This window comes from Halorientalis regularis, from assembly GCF_023698535.1.
Taxonomy (GTDB): domain Archaea; phylum Halobacteriota; class Halobacteria; order Halobacteriales; family Haloarculaceae; genus Halorientalis; species Halorientalis regularis.
This window is the reverse complement of sequence record NZ_JALJCL010000016.1, coordinates 19460-39215: the sequence shown is the minus strand read 5'-3', so window position 1 is coordinate 39215 and position 19756 is coordinate 19460. Positions and strand designations below refer to the sequence as shown.

The following is a 19756-nucleotide window of genomic DNA, read 5'->3' as shown; positions in this document are numbered from 1 at the left end:
CGATCACAGCGTCTGATCGACGAGGTCGGACACGATGCGGTCCCGGTCGAGGTGGGACGAGACGATGCGGTCGGCGTCGTCCTCGTCGGTGTCGCCGTACCAGACACCGTCCGGATACACGGCGACCATCGGCCCTTCGCCACAGCGGCCGAGACAGGACGAGCGGGTGACGCGAGCGTCGCACTCCTCGGAGTCGCGGACGGCCTGGCGGAGGCGTTCGAGGACGGCGGGTGCGCCGTCGGCGGCGCAGGTCTGGTTCGTACAGACCGCGACGTGTTTCTCGGGTGCGTCGTGGGTGTGGGGGTCGTCGGCCACGTCCTCGCGGTCGGCGTGGGTCTCCTGGTGGGTCAGCGCCCGGAGCATCGCCCGCGCGCCGCCCACGTCTTCCTCGTAGCCGTCGAGTTCGACCTTGTACTTGCAGGTGTCACAGGACATCTCCACGCTCCCGCTCCGGGCCTCCTGCCAGCGGTCGCCCAGCACGTCGAGCAATCGCGAATCCGTGCCCAGCGGGTCGCCCGCCGCCGCGTCGACGTAGGGGTACTCGTCGTCGAACTCGTCGGCGCGGTCACGGATGCGCTGGGTCAACACGCCGTCGCCCAGCATGTACGGGATCACGACCACCGCGTCGGGGCGGTGTTTGGCGACGCTGTGCAGGGTGTCTTCCAGCACAGGTTCGGTCACGCCGATAAAGGAGGCCTCCACGCGGGCGAAATCACGTCCTTCGTCGAGTAAGCGGGCGAGTTTGTGCACGTCCCCGTTGGCGTCGGGGTCGCTCGACCCCCGGGCACAGACGACGGCGATCACGTCCTCGGCTGTCCGGTCGACGCCGAGTTCCGCCTCGATGGCGGCCGCGCGGTCGTCTAGCAGGTCCACGATTGCGGGGTGAATCCCGAGGTTTGCGCCGTTGTTGACGGTCAACCCGTCGTGTTCGGCTCGGGCCTGCTGGACGGCCAGCGGCACGTCGTTTTTGACGTGACTCGCCGCGAACAGCGAGAGCGGGACGACTGTGATCTCCGACACCGCGCCCGCCAGCCCCGCGATGGCCTCGGGGATCGCCGGCTCTGCGAGTTCGAGGAAGCCCGCGTCGACGGGCACGCCCAGTCGCTCCTCGAGGGCGACCGCCAGTTCCCGGACCTGCTCGTTGGACTTCTCGCGGCGGGAGCCGTGGCCGACCAGCAGGACCGCCTCGTCGTCGAAGGGCCGTCCACCCTCGGATCCGGTCGTGCTACGGCTCACGGGTCGACACCCTCCGCCTGGTCGAGGCTCCGCTGGAGTTTCCGACGCCGCGACGGCGCGAACAGTCCTGTCTCCTCGCTGCCCTCGTAGAGCCACGGGCCGACGGTCGGCACGGCCGCGTCGTCGACGCCGAACCAGTAGCCGCCCGAGGAGGTCTCGGCGATTTCCTCACTGGGTGCGTCGACGGGGAGTCCGTCGAGCAGACGTTGGATCGTCTCCAGCAGTCGCCGGTCGTCGGCGACGAAGGAGAGGCCGACCGTTCCTGCGGAACTCTTGAAGCAGATGGTGCCACAGCCTTCCAGCAGGCCACGCAGGAGTTCGCGGTCGTGGTCGGCGAAGGTGTCGAACCGGTAGCCGCCGGGCTGGCCATCACGAGGCAGGCCGAAGACCGCAGAGGCGCGACCGGGCAGGTCGCCGAACACCTGGACCGTGTACTCCTCCTCGGTCCGGGTGATCGACGTGTCGTGGGCGTACTCCCGCTCGCGGATGCGCTTGTCGACCTGGTCGGAGCCGGCGATGGCCGCGAGTCGACGGGCCGCCGTCTCGTCGCTCGTCCGAACGGTGATCGAGTCCTCGCCGAGGTCGCCGTCGCCGACGACGCGGCCCCAGAAGTAGGCCGTCTCGGGGTGGCTAGCCAGCAGGTCCGAGGGGACGCCGGTCTCGACGCTCATAGATTACCCTCCTCGGTGACGCTGATCGCGTCCACCGGACAGGCCGCGGCGGCCTGCTCGGCGTCGGCGAGTCGGTCGTCGTCGAAGGTGGCGGTCACCGTCGCCTCGGTCGGCTCGGTTCCGTCGGCAGCCTCGCCCTCGATACCGGCCAGCCCGTCCTCGCGCTCGACGAAGCGGTCGTCGCGGACGAGACAGGCGAAGATCCCGTCACAGGCCCCGCGGTCGAGCGTGATGGTGTACTCCGGCATGGATCAGTAGTCGTACTTCGTCTCGTACCCGCGGGGAGTCACCATCCGGTCGTCCCAGACGTAGGTGTCCTCGTTGCCCACGAGAATCGTCGTGGTCATGTCGATCAGCTCGGTCTCGCCCAGTTCCGGAAGCTCGGCGAGGTCGACGATTTCGACCTGTTCGTCCTCGCGGCCCGCGGCGTGGACGACGCCGACCGGCGTCTCGGGATCGCGGTGTTCCAGCAGGATCTCACAGCACTTCTCGAAGTTCTCGCGGCGTTTGCGGCTCCAGGGGTTGTAGATCGAGATGGTGAACCCCTCCTTGGCGGCGGCGTGGAGCCGCGACTCGATGGTCGGCATGTCGGTGAGGTGGTCCGACAGCGAGATCGAGACGGTGTCGTTCACCAGCGGCGCGCCCACGCGGGCGGCGCAGGACTGCGCCGCGGGGACGCCCGGCACCACGTCGAAATCGAGCATCGAGGCGGTCGCGCCCTTGGACTCGACGATCTCCAGCGCGAGGCCGGCCAGCGCGTAGACGTTGGGGTCGCCGCTCCCGATGATCGCCACATCGTTGCCCGCCAGCGCCCGGTCGATGGCCTCCTCGGTCCGGGACACCTCGCCGCACATCGGCGTGTCGTAGATGTCCTCGGCCGAATCGGTGATCTCGTCGGGCAGGAGTTCGACGTAGGTGGTGTAGCCGACGATGTGTTCGGCGTCGGCCAGCGCCGTCTTGGCCCGGTCGGTCATCCCCTCGGGCTGCCCGGGGCCGAGACCGACCGCGACCAGCTGGCCGGGGTCGGCGTCGAAGTCGTCGACCGTCGCGCCGACCTCCTCCTCCTCGTCGTCGGTCGATGCACCGCAACTTCCCGAGGACGAACTCGACGAAGATGCGCCGCACTTCGATTCGGTGCTGGCGTCGGAGTCGCTGGTCGAGGCACCGCACTTCGATTCCGTCTGCGTGTCTGTACTCGCGTCGCTCGTGGTGGTGTCGTCAGTACTCATTGGTCAGAAATCCTCCACGTCACGCCCGCCGCGGGGCGTGACGAGAAATTCGCGGTGTTCGTTCGCCCAGACTTCGGTCTCGTGGGTGCCGATCAGGATGGACGAGCCCATCCCGCCGACCTTCTCGTCGTGGTCGGTCACGTCGGCGAGCGTGGTGATCGTGTGGGTCTCGCCGTCGACGTTGCGGCCGGCATCGTCGCGGCCGGCGTCGTTGATGATCGCGACGGGCACGTCGTCGGCCCGCTCCTCCCGGACAACCTCGATGGCGCGTTCGTAGTCACGCCAGCAGTTGTAGAGGACGATCACGAAGCCGGAGATGGCGGCCGCACGCAGTTTCTCGGCGATCTCGTCCCAGCCGCGCCACTTGTCCGACAGCGAGACCGTACAGAAATCGTTCGAGAGGGGCGCGCCGAGGTTGGCCGCCCCGCCCAGCGCCGCCGTGACGCCGGGCACGATCTCGATTGGTACGTCCGTCGCGCCGTCTTCCTCGGCCATCGTGAACAGCAGGTCGCTCTTCCCGTAGACGTTGGGGTCGCCGCCCGAGACGTGGGCGATGTCCTCGCCCGCACGAACCCGCTCGAAGGCTTCACGAGCGAGTTCGACCTGTCGGCCCATCGTCGACCGGACCAGGATCTGGCGGTCGCCGTTCGGGCGTTCGAGGACGGTGCCTGCTTCGTCCGCTGCCGCAGTTCCACCGTCAGATCGAGGATCCGACGCGGACCCGTTCGCTCCGCTCACGGGACCGCCGTCGGCGGCCGCCTCGACCGCCGCGCTCTCGGGCGGCAGTGTGCCGTCCTTCCGGAGGAACTCCTGATAGAGGTTCGAGGCGATCACGCAGTCGGCGGTCCGGATGACGTCTTTGGCCCGCTGGGTCATCCCGCCGGGCAGTCCGGGGCCGATGCCGACGACGTAGAGCGTGCCGTACTCCTCGCCCGGCGTCCCCGCATCGTCGGCTCCCTCGGTCCCGCTCATCGGCCGACCGCCACCGTTACGGCTTCGTCGTAGCGCTCTTTCTCACGGAGGAGTTCGTGTTCGCGTCCGCCCGCGATGGCGCTGGCCTCCGAGATGCCGGGCCAGCCGATCAACTCCTTCGACCGCGAGGGTGTCGGCCCCTCGAACTCCGCCAAGGTCTCCTTCTCGAAGGAGACGACCCCCAGGTCCAGCTCGGCCGCGGCTTCCAGCAACCCATCCTCGTCCTCCTTCCGGGTCCCGGTCGCGACGAAGTCCACATCCGCGAGGTCGTAGTCGGTACCTTCGAGGGCATTTTTCCAGGCCGTCTCGAACTGCGCGGCCGTCGCACCGGAGACACTGCCGGTGCCAAGCACCACGCCGTCCTCGCCGTTCCGTTTCAGCACGGTCACGTCGTCGTCGACCACGACCGCTTTCGGACCATCCAGACGCTCTACCGGGCCCAATTCGCCGTCCAGCACGGCGAGATTCGTCGCCACGGTCGAATCGCCGTTGACGACGTGGGCGTCCAGCGCCTTGGCCTGCTTCTCGACGCCCTGCTCGTCCGCGGCCTCCGAGGCCGTCGTCATCGCCGGCACCGCCCCCATCGTGGCGAGGTCGTCCGCTACCTGGTTCGCGCCGTGGTGGCCCCCGGTGATCGGGATGGCCCACGTCAGTTCCTCGTCGACGACGACGATGGCAGGGTCGTCCCACTTGTCGTCCAGCAGGGGCGCTGTCTTGCGCATCGCGATCCCGCTCGCCATCAGGCCGACGAAGCAGTCGTACTCGCCCCAGTGTTCGGCGAAGACCTCGCCGTGGTACTCGATCAGGTCGATGGTCTCGTAGCGGTCTCCGATCTCGTCGCGGATTTCCTCCGCGGTCTCCCACTTGCGCTCGAAGGAAATAATTGCGATTTCGTCGGCGACCTCCCCGTCGCTGTCGGGGGTCGAACAGTGACCGCTGCTCGATTCGTCTGTGTCCGCGTCTGTACTCCCATCCGCCGTGTCGTCCGTGTCTGTGCTCATCAGTCGTCTGCCTCCGTTTCCGCGTCGTCGCTCCCACGTGACGCCCAGCCGTCGTAGAGGTAGGATCGTTCGTAGCCGTCGCCCGCGACCGCCTCGCCGATGATGACCAGCGCGGAAGCGCGGTAGCCCGCGTCTTCCACCCGGTCGCCGATGGTCGCGATGGTGCCTTCGATCACGTCCTCGTCGGGCCAGGACGCGTGGTAGACGACCGCCACGGGCGTCTCGGGGTCGTGGCCCTGGTCGAGGAGGCGGTCCATCGTCTCGGCGACCGCGTGGGTGCCGAGATAGACGCAGGTCGTCACGTCGCCCATCTCGACGAACTCGGCGATGTGGTCCTCGTCGGCGTCCAGCGTCTTCCCCTGCGGTCTGGTGAACGCGACGTGGTTCGAGACCTCGTTGAGGGTCAACTGCGTCCGCAGGGTCGCGCTCGCGGCGAACGCCGCGGTCACGCCGGGGACGAAGTAGGTCGGCACGCCCTCGTGTTCCAGCGCGTCCATCTGCTCCAGCGCCGCGCCGTAGATCGCGGGATCACCGCTGTGGAGTCGAACGACGTTCTCGCCGTCCTCGTAGGCGTCCCGCATCAGCGGAATCAACTCTTCGAGGTCCTTGCCGATCGAGGAGACCGTCTCGGCCTCGGCGCAGTACTCCTCCAGCAGTTCGCTGTTGACCAGCGAGCCCGCGTGAACCACCAGATCGGCGGCCTCGACGAGTTCGCGGCCGGCAACCGTCAGCAGTTTCGGGTCGCCGGGGCCGGCTCCGATGAAGGGAATGCCCTCCTGTCCGTCGCCGGCGCTGTGTTCGTAGACACGCGAATCGCGCTCGGCCCGGCCTGCGGTGGCGTCGATGGCGTCCTGCGGGTCGGTCTCGGCGTCAGTCATCCGAACGCACCTCCGGGGACTCGTCGCCACAGGCGACGCCTTCCGCGCGTTCCTCCGTGACGGGACCACTGCGGTCGTCGGCCGTCTCGAACTGCGCCGTGGCCAGTTCGTCCGCCGCGTCGCTCCGCGTCGCGTAGGCCAGCGTGTAGTAATCGCGTTCGTCGATCTCGCCGGGATCGTCGGTCACGACCGTCTCGCCCTGCTCCATGAACAGCCGGCGGCCGTAGGTCACGTCGTAGCCGGCGTCGACGAGTCCCTGGTGGGTCGCGGGCGCGTCGGTCACCTTGAACAGGATCATGCGGTCGGGGCCGCTCGGCGAGCGGCCCTGGTCGGCCTCACGGAGCGCGAGTCCCGACCCGGCCGGAATCTCGACGCCCAGCGCAGTCGCGAACGCAGTCATGGCGCTGACACCCGGGACGACCTCCAGGTCCACGTCGGGATGGAAGGCGTCGAGAGTTCGTCGCAGGTGGCCGAACGTCGAGTAGACGTTCGGATCCCCGAGCGTGACGAAGGCGGCGTCACCCTCCCGTGCCCGGGGGGCGATCTCGGCCGCCGCCGCCTTCCAGGCCCGCCTGAGTTTCTCCTCGTCGCGGGTCATCGGGAAGTCGAGGTCCCCGATCCGTTCTTCCGGGACGTGTTCGGTGGCGACCGTCCGGGAGAGCCGGCCCGGCGAGTACACAACGTCGACGGTCTCCAGAATCCGCTTGCCGCGAACCGTCACGAGGTCGGCCTCGCCCGGGCCGAGTCCGACGCCGTAGAGGGTCACGGCTGTCCTCCGTCGGCGGCGACTTCTGTCTCACTCCCGCTCCCGATCAGCATGTAGACCGGGTTGTCCGAGTCGAAACTCGTCGCGCCGGCGAGTTCGTAGCCGTGGCTGACCTGGAACTGGACGACGTCCTCCAGCAGGTCACGCTCGCGAAAGGCCTCGGTGGCCGCGCCGGCGACCTCCAGCCGCGAGACGTTCATTATCACGCGGTCGACGCCGGTCTCGGCGGCGTGATCGAGGACGGCCTCGTAGTTTCGGCTACCGCCGAGAAAGAGCGCGTCGGCGTCGGCGGGCAGGCCGTCCGGCGCCTCCGTCGCGCGTAAGTCGACCGCGGCGCTGGTCTCGTTTTCGTCGAGGTTCTTCCGTGTCGTCTCGAGGCGCGATTCCTTGCGTTCGACGGCCGTGACGCGACCGGCGCGCCGGGCCGCTTCGATGGTGACCGCACCGGTACAGGAGCCGACCTCGACGAAGTGATCCGCGTCCGTGAGCCCTAGCTTCGAGAGCAACACGGCCCGGACCTCGGGCTTGGTCGGCCCCGCCTTCGCGTCGTGTGGGAGCGCTACGCGGGACATCACCGAATACAACCGGAGTCTCGAATAAAACAATTTTGGTTGTACTAAAGAAAGCTAGATTTTCAAGATGTGCCGAGAGTCGCTCCTTCGGGAAAGCTCGTCGGTAGTATGGCAAAAGTACTTGAGTTTCCGGGCCGCACGGGGAATCATGACGGCGGACGAGTCCGGTGACGCGAACGTGCTCCGGAGCAAGCGGGACGCGACGCGCTACCAGATCCTCGTCCAGATCGCCGAGCGCCAGCCTGCGGTCAGCCAGCAGGAGGTCGCAGACGCCATCGGCATCACGTCCCAGGCGGTCAGCGACTACCTACAGGATCTTATCAAGCAGGGTTTCGTTCAGAAACACGGCCGGGGCCGCTACGAGGTGACCAAGGAGGGCGTCGACTGGCTCATCTCCCACACCAGCCGCTTAGAGGAGTACGTCACGCACGTCTCCGAGGAGGTCATCGGGCAGGTCGAGATCGAGACGGCGCTGGCGACGAGCGACATCGAGGAGGGACAGGCCGTCTCGCTGTCGATGCACGACGGCACCCTCCAGGCGACGCCGGGAACTACCGGCTCCGCGACGGCTGTCGCGGTCACCGACGCCGACGCCGGCTCGGACGTGGGCGTCACCGACTTCGAGGGCGTCCTCGACTACGAACTCGGCGACGTGACCATCGTCTCGCTCCCCCGGGTGGACAACGGCGGGAGTCGCGCCGCCGACATCGACCGCGTGGCCGAGCTCGCCGCCGACGCGGACCTGCTCGCGGTCGCCGGAACCGAGGCGCTGGCCGCAGCCCGCGCCGCCGACCGCGAGCCCGATTTGCGGTTCGGTACAGCGGAGGCCGTCCGCGAGGCTGCGACCCGCGGACTGGACGCCCTCCTGCTGGTCGTCGAGACCGACCTCGCTGGCCACACCGACCGTCTCCGGGAAGACAACGTGAGTTACGAGATCGTCGACGCCGCGGAGTAACTCAGGGCTTTTCGGTCCGGCACCGCCACGTCTCCGGATTCTGCCGTTTGACCTGGAAAGTCGCCAGTTCGTCGTCTACCTGTTCTTCCAGGAACTCCCGGACTGGGCCGGGATTCCGGTCGCTGACGACCTCGAACCGCTCGCCGGATGCGATTCCTTCGAAGGCATCACGAACGCGGTCGCGGCGTTGCTCCGGCGGCACCCCGCGCAGATCGACCGCGTTCTCGGGGACCTCGACCGTCCAGATCTCCGCGATCCGGTCGGCGACGGCGGTCCCGAGATCCAGTGCCACGTCTGGCACGCCGTCGGCGGTCGGCTGCGGTGGGGACTGCATATCGCCGGTGAACGGGACTTCGGCGAGGACGGGTGCGTCGAGCGCGTCGATGGGGTCGTCGCCGTCGAACAGGTCGTGGTGTTCGCCACAGGCGTCACAGACGAACTCGCCCATGTTCGAGACCACACCGAGGACGGGGACCTCGTTCTCCGCGAACAACTGGAGCGAGCGGTGGGTATCCGAGACCGCCGCGTGGAAGGGCGTGGTGACGAAGACGACGCCGTCCACCCGCACTTCCTGCAGGGTGGTCAGCGCCACGTCGCCGGTCCCCGGGGGCAGGTCGATCACCAGCGTGTCGGGGCCAGCCCACGCCGTCTCCTCGAACAGTTCGGTCAGGGCGTCGTGAGCCATCGCACCCCGCCAGGCCAGGGGCTGGCTGTCGTTCATCAGGCCGATGCTCATCACTTCGAGGTCGCCGGCCCCGTCGTCGGCGTCGACGGCGCTCGCGTCGACCGGGACGGGGTGGCCGTCTGCGTCGCTCTGTACCGGGCCAGACACGGAGAGCAGTTCGGGCACGTTCGGGCCGTGGATGTCGGCGTCGAACAGCGCCACGTCGTCGCCGTCGGCCGCGAGCGCGCAGGCCAGCGTCGTCGCCACCGTCGTCTTCCCGACGCCGCCTTTCGCGCTGGCGACGGCGATCACGCGGTCGGCCCGTTCGACGCCTACCTCGCGGCCGTCGATGTCGACCGAACGGGGTGCCTGCTCGACGTGGGCGCGCTCGACGCCCTCGACGTCGGAGACGGCGCGCATCATCGTCGACGTGACGGCCTGGCCCTCGCTCGGTGGGAACTCCGAGAGGTCGGCCTGCACCGTCACGTCGCCGCCGTCGATCCGCACGTCGTCGATCAGGCCGGCCTCGAAGACGGTCACGTCGGCGTCGGGGTCCCGGACGTTGCGGAGCGCGGCTTCGACGCGGTCGGCGAGCGGTTCCGTCGTGGTGGTATCCTCCGAACTCATAGGTCTGGTCTCCGGTTGAGCCGGTCTTCGCCCGGCAACGCCGTGCTCTCGCCCTCGATCCCGCCGGTGAACTGTCGCCGGAACTTCCCGGGATCGGCCTCGACGGCCCGGGCCGCCGTACTCCTGACGATCCGTGGCTCGTCATCGTCCTCGGCCAGTTCGGTCAGGCGATCGGTCGCCCGCTCGTCCTCGATCCCGGCCATGAGGTGGGCGGCCCACTCGCGCAGGCGCTCGCTGTCGGCCCGGGACTGCTCCAGCAGGACCGGCAACAGGTCCTCGCCGCGGTGTTTGAACAGCGAGATGGCGGCGTTCCGGCGGACGGCGTGGTGATCGTCGTCGAGTGCCGCCTCGATGTGGTCTTCGAACTCGATTCGGTCGAGATTGTCCAGAGCGACGACGGCTTCGGCTCGCACCCACGGGTCGTCGTCGTCCAGCGTCTCGACGACTGCCGCCGCTGCGCGCTCGCCGCCCAGTTCCGCCAGCGACTCCACCGCGAACTGGCGCACGTCGTCGTCGGGGTCGTTGGTCGCCGCGATCACCCCGTCCAGCACTGCTTCCTCGGGTCGCTCCTCGCCCAGCGCCAGCGCGGCCCGACGACGCTCGACGTGATCGCCGTTCAGCAGATCCTCGATCTTCTCCGCCGCAGATGCGCCGGCCACGGGTGCGAGGTCGGTCGCCTGGAGTTCCCGGGGCGTCGCGTCGCCGATGGTGATGTCACGGCTCACCTCGATGTCCTCCAGTCCCTCGGGACTCTCGCCGAAGCCCGGACTCTGCTCGGGATGGGTCCGCGGGTCGGGTGGCCCGTCGGTGGCTTCCTCGGGGTCTCTCACGCAACCACCTCCTCTCGGTCGCCGGTCGCGCGTGTCACGAGCGCGACGCCCAGCACGACCGCCATCGCCCGCGGGAGCGCGGCGGGCACCCCCGCCAGCACGATCAGCAGTGCGCCCACCGCGAGCAGTGGTGCCCCATCGCGCAGGCCCGCGACGGCGGCCGCGACGCCGCCGCCCAGCGCCAGCGCGACGAGCAGTTGGGGCACGCCCACGACGCCGAAACCGACGAGCAGGGCGCTTCCCGTGAGGTAGGGCGCAGTGACCGCCGCCCCGACGACGGTGCCCGCGGCCGCCAGTCCGGCCAGCGCGGCCACGCGGTCGATCCGCACGAGCAGGGCGAGGGCGGCGGTGGCAACGAGCGCCAACCCCGCACCGACCGTCATGCCGGCATCGAGCAGGCCGACGGCCCGGGAGAGCGAGACGGCGACCGCGACGACGAACCCGGCGACGACGGCCGCTCGCCGCCCCTCTCGATAGGTCGTCGGTCGCTCCAGTGAGCCGACCAGCGCGAGTGCGCCGCCGCCGATCACGCCAGCGACGGCCGGGAGCGTCGCCGCCGACGAGACCGTCGCCAGCGGTCCGAACACGCCCGCGAACAGCAGGCCGACGCGCCGCGTCGGATCGGTCGTCGTCAGCGCGACCGCGAACAGCGCCGCGCCCAGTACCAGCGGCGTCCCGACCGCGAGCGCGTCGAAGACGACGGCCGGCACCGCCAGCGGATCGAACGGCGTGTTGTGCCCGATTCTGACCGCGAGCCCCGCAGCGACGACCGTGAGGGATACACCGCCAGCCCACAGCGCCGCCCGGTCGCCCTCGACGTCGATCCGAGCCAGTGCGGCCAGTACGGACGACTCCGCGTCGTCTTCCGGGTCTGCTGTCTCGGCGGCCGGTCCAGCGGTGGGCGATTCGCCGCTCACGCCGACCCACCTCCTTCGCGACGGGCGGCGAGGTCTTCCACGTCGGCGGCGGTGAAGTCGTCGAGGAATTCACCGAGGTCGCCGTAGAACTCCGTGCCGGGTTCGGCGGCCAGCGCGTCGGCGACGGACTCGCCGATCACCCGGAGGTGGCGGTCGTGAAAGTCCAGCCGCGCGGCCGCCACGTCCGGATCGACCGCGGCCTCCCGCCGGCAGAGATAGCCCATGAACTCCAGTTGCAACTGGAGGTGATCGTGGTTGTCGCGCTTGTCCTGATCGACCTGACAGCCGAAGTACTCGTAGGCCCGCGCCAGGTCGAGGTTCACGTCGTTCCAGGAGACCTCCGGCCGGTGGGAGGATTCGTACAGCGAGACCGGCGGTTCCTCGTGGGCCATCGTCCCGTCGGTGGCGTCGACCACCTCGGAGAAGCCGATGACGAACAGGTCGTTGTACCGGGCACAGAGTTTCTCGTAGTCGTCGTCGGTCTCGAAGTCGGGCACGTCCACGTCCAGCCCCGTGCGGTCGACCAGCGCCGCGACCTCCTCGCGGAAGGCACCGGTGTCGATGGCGCGGTACAGCTCTTCGTCGGGCTGATCGAACGCGGCCGCCAGCAGGGCGTAGATCGCGCCGCGAGCGCCCGCGTCCGTGTCGACTTCGCCGGCCAACTGGCCCGGGCCGCCGGGCGCGTCGTTGGTCGCCATCAGGTCTCACCTCGCGTTCGGCGGACGCCCTCGACGGTCACCAGGGTCGTGACGACGATGGCCGCGCCGGCGACCGCCCACAGCAGCAGTTCGTACGGCGGGCCCTGTGGACCACCGCCCAGCGCCAGGTAGTGCCAGCTACTGGCGGCTTTCACGCCCGAGCGCTCGCCGTTCGAGCCGTTCCAGACCGCGACGGCCACGTCGAGGTCCTGGGCCTCGGGGATCTCGGTGCGGTTTGCACCGCCGGCCGAGCGGTCACGCGAGAGGACGACTTCCCAGGTGCCGTTCTCGTACCGGCTGGCGTTCCCGAGGGTGGAATCGAGCGGCGTCGTCGTCCCGGGGCCGCCCGCGAGCAGTTCCTGATCGGTGCCGTCCGCCCGCCAGAACCAGACGTTCACCCGGTTGCTCGCACCGCCCATGGCGATGGGCGGCCGAGCGCTCTCGTTGACCGGGAACTGGACCGCGACGGCGTCGGCGAACTGTCGCACGTCGGCCGTCGAGGTGTCACGGGTCGCGTCCGCCCAGGAGAGTTTGAGGTAGAGCCGGTCGTCCGTGGTCACGGCCTGCAGGTCCACCTGCTCGACGCTGGTCGAGCTGGCGTTGGGGAGGCCACTCTCCGCGCTGGCCAGATGCAGGGTCGCCGCGGGCGCGGCGTCCCAGTCCTCGCTCCCGGGGCTGGCGAAGGACGCGTCCTCGCCGCCCTCGTGGACCGGGACCGCGTAGGCCGGCCGCGCGTCGACCAGCCCCGGTACCGCAACCGTCGTGGCGACCAGCGCCACCGCGAGCGCGGCCGCCAGCGTGAGTTCTTTGTGCTTCATGGTCATTCCTCGTCGAAGACTTCGAGTCGGTACTGTTTCGCCGGATTCTCCGTCGTGAGCAGGTCCATCACTTCGCTCTCCTCCCCGCGCTCGACCTTGTCGCGCTCCCGTTCGATGGTGTTCAGCGCCTCGTTGACCTCGGGACCGAACAGCTCTTCGAGGTAGTTCCGGGGGATGCGTTCCGAATCGAGACTCTCCCCGCGTTCGGAGTGCTGTGGCGGGGCGAACGGGGGAATGTAGTAGACGTTCGGTTCGGTGCGGTACTCGGGGTGGAGCCGGACCGCGACCTCGTGTTCTTTCACCAGCTTGTAGATCGGGCCGTCCTCGTCGTCGAGGAAGCCGACCAGCCGCAACTGGGGTGGACAGTCCTCCGCGCAGGAGGGTGCCCTGACCTCACCCTCCGGCCCCTCCCCCTCGATCCGGGGGTAACAGAAGATGCACTTCTCGGAGTTCTTCGTCACCGAGTTGTAGTACACCTTCTTGTACGGACAGCCCTCGACGCAGTAGCGGTAGCCTCGACAGCGGTCCTGATCCACGAGGACGATGCCGTCCTCCTCCCGCTTGTAGAGGGCACTGCGGGGGCAGGCCTCCACGCAGGAGGGATGGGTGCAGTGGTTGCAGATGCGAGGCAGGTAGAAGTAGTAGGAGTTGGGGTACTCGCCGGCCCCCTGGTCCTCGTCCCAGTTGGGGCCCCACTCCGCGCCATCCATGGGGCGGAGGGGCTCGTCGCTGCCCTCGTAGAAGATCTCCTCGTGGTTGAACTCCCAGGCGCGACCGTACTCCTCCTTGTCGGGGAGCTGGCCGGGCTGGCGTTCGCTCCCGTCGTCGGTCCAGCCGCCGCCCATCTCCTCCCAGTCTTTCGGGTAGCCCGAGCCGGGGCGAGTCTCGACGTTGTTCCAGTACATGTAGTCGCGACCGCCCCCCTCGGTCCAGTTGGTCTTGCAGGCGATGGTGCAGGTCTGACAGCCGATGCACTTGTTCAGGTCCATCACCATCGCGACCTGGTGGTCGATACCCTCCGCGAGGTCCACGTCCTCGGGGGTGTCGCTTCCGCCGCCGTCGGACTGGGAACTCACTGGGCGTCACCTCCCTGACCGCCGGTGGAACCACTGCCGTCGTCGACCCGCTCCACTTCCACGCGCACGTCGCTGTTGACGCCGGTCGGGCCCCAGTAGTTGGGGAAGAAGTGCAGGTGTTCGCCGGTGTCTTCGGGGTACTGGACGAGTTGGGTCGGTTTCATGTACATGGGCACGAGGGTGTTGAAGTTGTCCCGGTCCGGGTACTGGAACTTCTCCCAGGAGAAGAAGTGCCGGACCGTGCCGGGTTCGCTGCTGGGGTAGATCTTGGCCTGCACCTCGACGGACCCGAGGTCGTTGTACACCCGAACCGTGTCGCCGTCCTCGATGCCACGCTCCGCGGCGTCCTCGGGGTTGAGGTAGACGACAGGTTCCCCACGCTGGAGGCGGAGCATCTTCGTGTTGTCCCGCCACGTCGAGTGGATCGACCACCGACCGTGGGGCGTGTTGTACCCCAGCGGATACTCCGATTTCTCCTGCAGGACCGGCCCCTGCTTGTGGGTCGGCAACTGCTCGTCCAGTTCGAGGAACCAGTCGTGGTCGATGTAGTACTGCTGGCGGCCAGTGAAGGTCGGCCACGGCTCCTTGTCCTGCACGTAGCGCTTCCAGGGCGTGTAGGCCTCCCCGTCCTCGATGTCGGAGGTCCAGTGATCGCCCGTCGCGAGCAACCGTTTCGGCTCCTCGTCGATCTCGTCGAAGGTCAACTGCTCGTCGGTGTCCGACGGGTTCGACTCCTCGGAGTGTTCGAGGATGTACTCGGCGGCGGCCTTGTCCTGGGCCAGCGCACCGTCCTCGCCGGTCTGCCAGTCGCGCACGTAGTCGTCGTGGACGCTCTGGAGGTCGATCTCGCGGTCGAACTTCCTGTCGGGCACGGGGTCGATCCCGCGCTCGGTGGCGAGGGCCTGAATCTTCGCGGCCAGTTCCCGGAAGATCTGCCAGTCGGTCTTGGAGTCACCGAGGGGTTCGACCGCCGGGGTAAAGGGATGCACGTACGTGTGCATGTCCGTCATCGAGAGGTCGTGTTTCTCGTAGTGACTGGCGGCCGGCAGGACGATGTCGGCGTTCATCGCCGTCGAGTCCATCCGGAAGTTGATGTCGACGACCAGATCGAGTTTCGGCCAGAGTTCCTCCTCGACCGCGACGTTCCCCTTGGCCTGGTTGAAGTAGTTGCCACGCCAGCAGAACAGGATCGAGGGGTCCGGTCTGGTGCCGTCCTCGCGTTCGGACGGGTACAGCGGCATCCACCCCTTCTCGATTGACTCCCGGATCTTCGCGGCGGTGTCGGGGTCGGTGTTGTCGAGGATGCCGGCGTGGAAGTAGGTCCACAGCGTCGTCGGCACGCCCCGGACCGACCCGGTCGGGAAGGAGAGGTTCTTCCAGCCCTTGAAGGTCCAGATCTTCTCCTGACCGACGTAGTGATCGAGGCCGGTGCCCTGCTCGCCGAGGTTGCCAGTCAGCGTCACGAGCAACTGGATCGCCCGGTTCCCGAGGTCGTTGTGGTACCAGTCGTTGACCCCTTTGCCGTGGATTATCTTGGCCTTCTCGGCCTCGGCGAACTCGCGGGCAATCTCCTGGTGGGTCTGCTCGCCGACGCCCGTCTCCTCGTAGATGTACTCGGGCGTGTAGTTGGCCAGTTCGTCGTTCAGGTTGTTCCAGACCGAGCGGACCTGCACCTCACCGTCGGTCGTCTGCACTGACCGCTCGACGGCCAGCTGGGGGTCGAAGTTCAGCGAGATGCTCTCGCTGGGGTCGTACTGGCCGTCGCGTTCGCCAAGCGACCCGGGCGCGACCCGGAGGTTGCCCTGTCCGTCCTGCATCACGAACATCTGGTCGGGCCGGTCGGCGCCGGTCGTGAGGCCCGGCACGTCGCTGACCCGGAGGAACTTCCCGGTGTCCGCCCGGACCAGCAACGGCATGTCGGTCTGCTCTTTCAGGTGGGCCTCGTCGTACAGTCCCTCGTCGACGATGACCCGGGCCATGCCCAGCGCCAGCGCGGTGTCGGTGCCCGGTTCCGGGCTGATCCACTCGTCGGTGTGGATCGCCGTCTGGGAGTAGTCGGTGAAGATGCCGACCCGCTTCGTGCCGTTGTAGGCGGCTTCGAGGAAGTACTTCGCGTCGGGGATGCGCGTGACGTTGATGTTCGACCCCCACGCGATGATGTAGTCGCTGTTGTACCAGTCGGCGCTCTCGGCGTTTTCCGTCTGGGTGCCCCAGGTGATCGGCTGGCCCGGCGGCAGGTCCGAGTACCAGTCGTAGAAGCTGTGACTGACACCGCCCAGCAGGTTGACCAGCCGCGACCCGGAGGCGAAGGAGACCGGACTCATCGCCGGGATCGGGGTGAACCCGCTGATTCCGTCGTACTCCTCGGCCTGCACGGTGTCGATGACTTCCTCGGCGATCTCCGTGAGCGCCTCGTCCCAGGAGATGCGCTGCCACTGGCCCTCGCCGCGTTCGCCGACGCGTTTCAGCGGGTGCAGGATGCGCTGGTCGGCGTTGACGTAGTCCGAGTAACAGGCCCCCTTCTGACAGCCTCGTGGGTTCGGGTCCGGGAGGCTCTCGTCGAAGCGCGGGTAGTCGCCGGCCTGTTCCTCACGCCAGACCTGGCCGTTGCGGACGTAGACCTGCCACGAGCAACTGCCGGTGCAGTTGACCGAGTGGGTCGACCGGGCCTTCGAGTCCCAGTCCCACTCCTCGCGGTAGAGGTCCTCCCAGTCCCGGTACGGGTACGAGCCGATGGGATCGTCCACGATCTCCAGACTCTGCATCTCGCTCTGTTGTCCCAGACCGAAGCCGGTGACCCCGACCGCGGTCGCCGCGCCCAGGCCCTTCAGGAAGTCCCGGCGTGCGGCCTCGATACCGTCGGATTCGTCGGTCGTGTCGTGTCGTTCGCTCATCCGTCGATCACCACAGTTGCCAGTCCGCACAGCACTCCGAGCGCCGCCAGTGCGAGGCCCGCTGCCGTGTCGCCGCCGACCTCCAGGCCGGCGGCGATCAGCGCGACCCCGCAGAGTTTGCTCGCCCGATCCAGCCAGCGATACCGCCGTGGGCTCAACGTAATCTCAGTCATCGGTGTCCTCCGCAGGTCCGCTGTCTCTCGTCTCCGCTGCCGGCACGCCCCCGTCAGCCGCCGCGCTCTCGCCGCTCGCCGGCGGCTCTTCCCCGCCGCCGCGCAACACCGCGTATGTGATCAGCCCCGAGGCGATGGGAACCGCGAACAGTGCGGCCAGCAGGTACGGCTTGATCGCGGCCGTCGTCGAGCCCACGATGTCCGCGACGATCACGTCCATCCCCGCGATGGAGGCGACCATGATGAACGTCACCCCCGCGATGCCGACCGCGGTCTGCCAGGGCCGCTCGAGGGGGCTCGTCGCGAAGTGGGTCTGTTCCTCGCTGTAGTCGATGAAGGGCCACACCGCGACGGCCAGGAACACGAGTCCCGGCAGTAGCAGGCCGCCGACGAACTCGGCGCTGACGTGCACGCCGAGGACGTCGAAGCTCAGCCACGCCGGCACGAGCTTCAGGAACCCGTAGCCCCACATCAGGAACCAGTCGGGCATGATCAGCGACGGCGTCGACGCCGGGTCGTTGGGGCCGTACTCGGCGATGTTGTGGACCGGCAGGAAGCCGGCCAGCAGGGAGAGCAGCGCCAGCGTCAGGAAGAACACGACGGCGCTGACCGCCACCTGGTTGGGCACCGCCGGCAGACCGATCACGACGCTGTCGTCGTCCTGGTCGACCGGCTGACGGCCCACAACGTCGCCGTCCCGCTCGGCCTCGGTGTGTTTCTGGCGTATCAAGATTAGCATGTGCAGGGCCAGCAGGCCACCGATCACCAGCGGCAAGACCAGGACGTGCAGGAAGAACAGCCTGGGGATGGTCGCACTGGACGGGAAGCTCCCGCCGAAGACGATCTGCCCCAGCGTCTCGCCGATCAGCGGCACCGACTTCGCGACGTTGTAGCCGATGCCGACCGCGGTGCTGGCGAACTCGTCGAAGGGGAGAGCATAGCCCGTGTAGGCCGCGAACATCGACGTGCCCGCGAGGCCGGTCCCGACGAGCCAGTTCAGTTCCCGCGGGTTGCGGTACGCCCCGGTGAAGAAGACCCGTAACATGTGCAGGGCCATGGAGGCGATGAACAGGTGGGCCGCCCAGTGGTGCATCCGGCGCAGGAGCATCCCGAACGGCACGTCGTAGGTGATGTTCAGGACGCTCACGAACGCCTCCGGCAGTTCCTCGCCCTGGTACTCGGCGACGCTCCCCTCGTACTCGACTTCCGACGTACTGGGCTCGAAGAAGAATCCAAGAAACATCCCCGTCAGCACGAGGATCAGGAAGCAAAACAGCGCGACCTCGCCGAGCAAGAACGAATCCTCGGCGGGGAAGGCCTTCCCGAGGAACGACTGGCTCTCCTCGAGGTCCAGTCGGTCGTCGAAGAAGCCGTAGATGCGGTCGAGTCGTCCCATCTCACTCACCCCCCGTGCCGACGGGGCCCTCGAAGTCGCCGGTGGCGACGAGATAGCCCTCGCTCGACAGCGTGATCGGGAGCTGCGGGAGCGCCCGTGGCGGCGGGCCGCCGACGACCTTGGCCCCCGAGAGCGGATCGAACCGCCCGGAGTGACAGGGACAGAGGAGCGTCTGTCCGTCCCGGTCGGCGACCATACACCCGGCGTGGGTACAGACCTTCGAGTAGGCCGCGTACCCCGAGACGGTGAACGCGGACTTGGTGTCGCCGCCGTAGGCGTCCTCCGGGAACCGGACCAACAGGGTGGGCGAGTCGGCCAGCCCCGGTCGCGGTTCCGGGAACACGGTGAGCTGTTCGCCCTCGCCGAGGCGGTCCTCGGCGATCCGTTCGCCGGCGTCGTCGACCAGCGCGACCCCGTCGGAGTAGATCGGGCCGGTGTACTCGCGCTCGAAGACCCGCGAGAGACCCACCAGCGGCGCGGTGAGGCTCCCGATAGCGGTCAGCCCGCCGATGGTCGCCAGCGCCTTCGCGTAGTCCCGGCGTTCCATCTCCGCCCGGGCGTCGCCGTAGAAGTCCTGGTAGAGGGTCGGCTCGGCGGACGAGTCGGCGTCGCCACCGGCCGAACAGGGGCAGTCGGCCTCGTTCCCGGTGTCTCCCGCGTCCTCGTCGGGCGTGGGGTACGACCGGCTGAGGTCCGGCGAAGGTGTGTCGCGGTCCATCAGTGCCCCCTCCGTTCGGCCACCTTGAGGTGGGGCATGAACCAGGCGTAGTACGAGACCGTCAGACCGGTCAGGGACATGAACATCCCGAAGGCGTAGACGCCGAAGTACTGGGTGCGGGCCAGCGTGAGGTACTCGCCGGTGAACAGCGCGGCGAACACGATCGTCAGGGCGGTCAGTCCGCCCATGGCGATCAGGCCCTCGATGGCGTCGCTGGAGGGGTGATACTCCACGAGCCAGCGGTCCTCTGTCTCGATCCAGGGGAGCGAGACGGTGCCTCCGTCGGTCGCCTCTCTGCCATCGGCGGCCGTCTCGGTCACCGTGGCCTCGGCGCCCTCGTCCGGCCTCGCCGCACGGTTCATGAACCGGTGGAAGAAGGCGAGAGCCCCCACCAGTCCGAACAGCGCGACCCAGACGACCACGCCGACCTGGCTCGGCGAGAGCTTCGTCGGCGTATCGACGAAGCCGGCCAGCGGACGTATCTCGTTGACGCTCTGGTCGATCTCGATCTCCTCCGACGGCGGCTCACCCTGTGCCGCCACGTACCACGTCGGAAGCAACACTGCCAGCAGTACGAGCAGAATGACGATGGTTTTCCCTTGCATGGTGGTATCGTGCAGTCAGTTCGCGACCCGGCCTGGCCGACCACAAGGGGACACACCCAC

The 19756-nt window shown here is 68.3% G+C and carries 21 protein-coding genes; 1 reads left to right on the top strand and 20 read right to left on the bottom strand.

Features of this window, described 5'->3' with window-relative positions; translation table 11 throughout:
- Positions 1–3: 3 nt before the first annotated feature.
- From MU521_RS18005 to cbiT, 9 genes are read right to left on the bottom strand one after another with little or no spacing between them, the layout of a single operon-like run.
- The gene (locus MU521_RS18005) at positions 4–1236 is read right to left on the bottom strand and encodes a CbiX/SirB N-terminal domain-containing protein (protein ID WP_092694267.1); all 1233 of its coding nucleotides are present in this window, start codon (positions 1234–1236) and stop codon (positions 4–6) included.
- Positions 1233–1907 carry a cobalamin biosynthesis protein gene (locus MU521_RS18000; protein ID WP_092694265.1) on the bottom strand — a complete coding sequence of 225 codons (675 nt, stop codon included), beginning with the start codon at positions 1905–1907 and terminating at the stop codon, positions 1233–1235. Before MU521_RS18000 ends, MU521_RS18005 begins: the two co-directional genes overlap by 4 nt.
- A complete protein-coding gene (locus tag MU521_RS17995) occupies positions 1904–2155 on the bottom strand; it encodes a ferredoxin (protein ID WP_092694263.1) in 252 nt (83 codons plus the stop codon). Before MU521_RS17995 ends, MU521_RS18000 begins: the two co-directional genes overlap by 4 nt.
- A gap of 3 nt (positions 2156–2158) precedes the next feature.
- Positions 2159–3136 (bottom strand): precorrin-3B C(17)-methyltransferase, encoded by a 978-nt coding sequence (gene cobJ / locus MU521_RS17990; protein WP_092694261.1) that lies wholly within the window; start codon positions 3134–3136, stop codon positions 2159–2161.
- A 3-nt stretch (positions 3137–3139) separates the two neighbouring features.
- Positions 3140–4108 (bottom strand): precorrin-3B C(17)-methyltransferase, encoded by a 969-nt coding sequence (locus MU521_RS17985; RefSeq protein WP_092694259.1) that lies wholly within the window; start codon positions 4106–4108, stop codon positions 3140–3142.
- Positions 4105–5109, bottom strand: a complete 1005-nt coding sequence (gene cbiG, locus MU521_RS17980; protein ID WP_092694257.1) for a cobalt-precorrin 5A hydrolase — start codon at positions 5107–5109, stop codon at positions 4105–4107. Before cbiG ends, MU521_RS17985 begins: the two co-directional genes overlap by 4 nt.
- Complete coding sequence (locus MU521_RS17975) at positions 5109–5987, bottom strand: cobalt-precorrin-4/precorrin-4 C(11)-methyltransferase (protein ID WP_092694255.1); 879 nt, start codon at positions 5985–5987, stop codon at positions 5109–5111. Before MU521_RS17975 ends, cbiG begins: the two co-directional genes overlap by 1 nt.
- On the bottom strand, positions 5980–6753 hold the full coding sequence (locus tag MU521_RS17970) for a cobalt-factor II C(20)-methyltransferase (RefSeq protein ID WP_092694253.1): 774 nt from the start codon (positions 6751–6753) through the stop codon (positions 5980–5982). Before MU521_RS17970 ends, MU521_RS17975 begins: the two co-directional genes overlap by 8 nt.
- Positions 6750–7325 (bottom strand): precorrin-6Y C5,15-methyltransferase (decarboxylating) subunit CbiT, encoded by a 576-nt coding sequence (cbiT, locus tag MU521_RS17965; RefSeq protein WP_092694251.1) that lies wholly within the window; start codon positions 7323–7325, stop codon positions 6750–6752. Before cbiT ends, MU521_RS17970 begins: the two co-directional genes overlap by 4 nt.
- A 148-nt stretch (positions 7326–7473) precedes the next feature.
- Between cbiT and MU521_RS17960 the strand changes: the two genes are divergently transcribed.
- Positions 7474–8280, top strand: coding sequence for a DUF7839 domain-containing protein (locus MU521_RS17960; protein ID WP_092694249.1), 807 nt, complete (start codon positions 7474–7476; stop codon positions 8278–8280).
- A gap of 1 nt (position 8281) precedes the next feature.
- Here MU521_RS17960 and MU521_RS17955 read toward each other — a convergent pair whose 3' ends face one another.
- The 11 genes from MU521_RS17955 to MU521_RS17905 are packed head-to-tail and all read right to left on the bottom strand — an operon-like array spanning position 8282 to position 19696.
- Positions 8282–9571 carry a P-loop NTPase gene (locus MU521_RS17955; RefSeq protein ID WP_092694247.1) on the bottom strand — a complete coding sequence of 430 codons (1290 nt, stop codon included), beginning with the start codon at positions 9569–9571 and terminating at the stop codon, positions 8282–8284.
- Positions 9568–10401: a HEAT repeat domain-containing protein gene (locus MU521_RS17950; RefSeq protein ID WP_092694245.1), complete on the bottom strand. Its 834-nt coding sequence runs from the start codon at positions 10399–10401 to the stop codon at positions 9568–9570. The genes MU521_RS17955 and MU521_RS17950 overlap by 4 nt, the downstream gene beginning before the upstream one ends.
- Positions 10398–11318 carry a DUF8068 family protein gene (locus MU521_RS17945; RefSeq protein WP_092694243.1) on the bottom strand — a complete coding sequence of 307 codons (921 nt, stop codon included), beginning with the start codon at positions 11316–11318 and terminating at the stop codon, positions 10398–10400. The genes MU521_RS17950 and MU521_RS17945 overlap by 4 nt, the downstream gene beginning before the upstream one ends.
- Positions 11315–12016: a molecular chaperone TorD family protein gene (locus tag MU521_RS17940; RefSeq protein ID WP_092694241.1), complete on the bottom strand. Its 702-nt coding sequence runs from the start codon at positions 12014–12016 to the stop codon at positions 11315–11317. The genes MU521_RS17945 and MU521_RS17940 overlap by 4 nt, the downstream gene beginning before the upstream one ends.
- The gene (locus MU521_RS17935; protein WP_092694239.1) at positions 12016–12840 is read right to left on the bottom strand and encodes an ethylbenzene dehydrogenase-related protein; all 825 of its coding nucleotides are present in this window, start codon (positions 12838–12840) and stop codon (positions 12016–12018) included. Before MU521_RS17935 ends, MU521_RS17940 begins: the two co-directional genes overlap by 1 nt.
- The gene (narH, locus tag MU521_RS17930) at positions 12837–13910 is read right to left on the bottom strand and encodes a nitrate reductase subunit beta (RefSeq protein ID WP_349356964.1); all 1074 of its coding nucleotides are present in this window, start codon (positions 13908–13910) and stop codon (positions 12837–12839) included. The genes MU521_RS17935 and narH overlap by 4 nt, the downstream gene beginning before the upstream one ends.
- On the bottom strand, positions 13907–16804 hold the full coding sequence (gene narG, locus MU521_RS17925; protein ID WP_092694237.1) for a nitrate reductase subunit alpha: 2898 nt from the start codon (positions 16802–16804) through the stop codon (positions 13907–13909). The genes narH and narG overlap by 4 nt, the downstream gene beginning before the upstream one ends.
- Positions 16801–16977: a DUF8120 family protein gene (locus MU521_RS17920; RefSeq protein ID WP_175452915.1), complete on the bottom strand. Its 177-nt coding sequence runs from the start codon at positions 16975–16977 to the stop codon at positions 16801–16803. Before MU521_RS17920 ends, narG begins: the two co-directional genes overlap by 4 nt.
- Entirely contained in the window at positions 16970–18373 is a 1404-nt protein-coding gene (locus tag MU521_RS17915) for a cytochrome b (protein WP_092694235.1), read from the bottom strand. The genes MU521_RS17920 and MU521_RS17915 overlap by 8 nt, the downstream gene beginning before the upstream one ends.
- 1 nt (position 18374) lies before the next feature.
- Positions 18375–19091 carry a QcrA and Rieske domain-containing protein gene (locus tag MU521_RS17910; protein ID WP_092694233.1) on the bottom strand — a complete coding sequence of 239 codons (717 nt, stop codon included), beginning with the start codon at positions 19089–19091 and terminating at the stop codon, positions 18375–18377.
- Positions 19091–19696, bottom strand: a complete 606-nt coding sequence (locus MU521_RS17905; protein ID WP_092694231.1) for a hypothetical protein — start codon at positions 19694–19696, stop codon at positions 19091–19093. Before MU521_RS17905 ends, MU521_RS17910 begins: the two co-directional genes overlap by 1 nt.
- Positions 19697–19756: the final 60 nt, after the last annotated feature.

What these genes read in the sequence shown, in the direction of transcription:
- MU521_RS17905 (WP_092694231.1), bottom strand. Translation starts at nt 19,696, where the DNA reads ATGCAAGGGAAAACCATCGTCATTCTGCTCGTACTGCTGGCAGTGTTG.
- MU521_RS17940 (WP_092694241.1), bottom strand. Translation starts at nt 12,016, where the DNA reads ATGGCGACCAACGACGCGCCCGGCGGCCCGGGCCAGTTGGCCGGCGAA.
- MU521_RS17995 (WP_092694263.1), bottom strand. Translation starts at nt 2,155, where the DNA reads ATGCCGGAGTACACCATCACGCTCGACCGCGGGGCCTGTGACGGGATC.
- narG (WP_092694237.1), bottom strand. Translation starts at nt 16,804, where the DNA reads ATGAGCGAACGACACGACACGACCGACGAATCCGACGGTATCGAGGCC.
- MU521_RS17920 (WP_175452915.1), bottom strand. Translation starts at nt 16,977, where the DNA reads ATGACTGAGATTACGTTGAGCCCACGGCGGTATCGCTGGCTGGATCGG.
- cbiT (WP_092694251.1), bottom strand. Translation starts at nt 7,325, where the DNA reads ATGTCCCGCGTAGCGCTCCCACACGACGCGAAGGCGGGGCCGACCAAG.
- MU521_RS17935 (WP_092694239.1), bottom strand. Translation starts at nt 12,840, where the DNA reads ATGACCATGAAGCACAAAGAACTCACGCTGGCGGCCGCGCTCGCGGTG.
- MU521_RS17975 (WP_092694255.1), bottom strand. Translation starts at nt 5,987, where the DNA reads ATGACTGACGCCGAGACCGACCCGCAGGACGCCATCGACGCCACCGCA.
- MU521_RS17910 (WP_092694233.1), bottom strand. Translation starts at nt 19,091, where the DNA reads ATGGACCGCGACACACCTTCGCCGGACCTCAGCCGGTCGTACCCCACG.
- MU521_RS18000 (WP_092694265.1), bottom strand. Translation starts at nt 1,907, where the DNA reads ATGAGCGTCGAGACCGGCGTCCCCTCGGACCTGCTGGCTAGCCACCCC.
- MU521_RS17960 (WP_092694249.1), top strand. Translation starts at nt 7,474, where the DNA reads ATGACGGCGGACGAGTCCGGTGACGCGAACGTGCTCCGGAGCAAGCGG.
- MU521_RS17915 (WP_092694235.1), bottom strand. Translation starts at nt 18,373, where the DNA reads ATGGGACGACTCGACCGCATCTACGGCTTCTTCGACGACCGACTGGAC.
- MU521_RS17985 (WP_092694259.1), bottom strand. Translation starts at nt 4,108, where the DNA reads ATGAGCGGGACCGAGGGAGCCGACGATGCGGGGACGCCGGGCGAGGAG.
- cbiG (WP_092694257.1), bottom strand. Translation starts at nt 5,109, where the DNA reads ATGAGCACAGACACGGACGACACGGCGGATGGGAGTACAGACGCGGAC.
- MU521_RS17955 (WP_092694247.1), bottom strand. Translation starts at nt 9,571, where the DNA reads ATGAGTTCGGAGGATACCACCACGACGGAACCGCTCGCCGACCGCGTC.
- cobJ (WP_092694261.1), bottom strand. Translation starts at nt 3,136, where the DNA reads ATGAGTACTGACGACACCACCACGAGCGACGCGAGTACAGACACGCAG.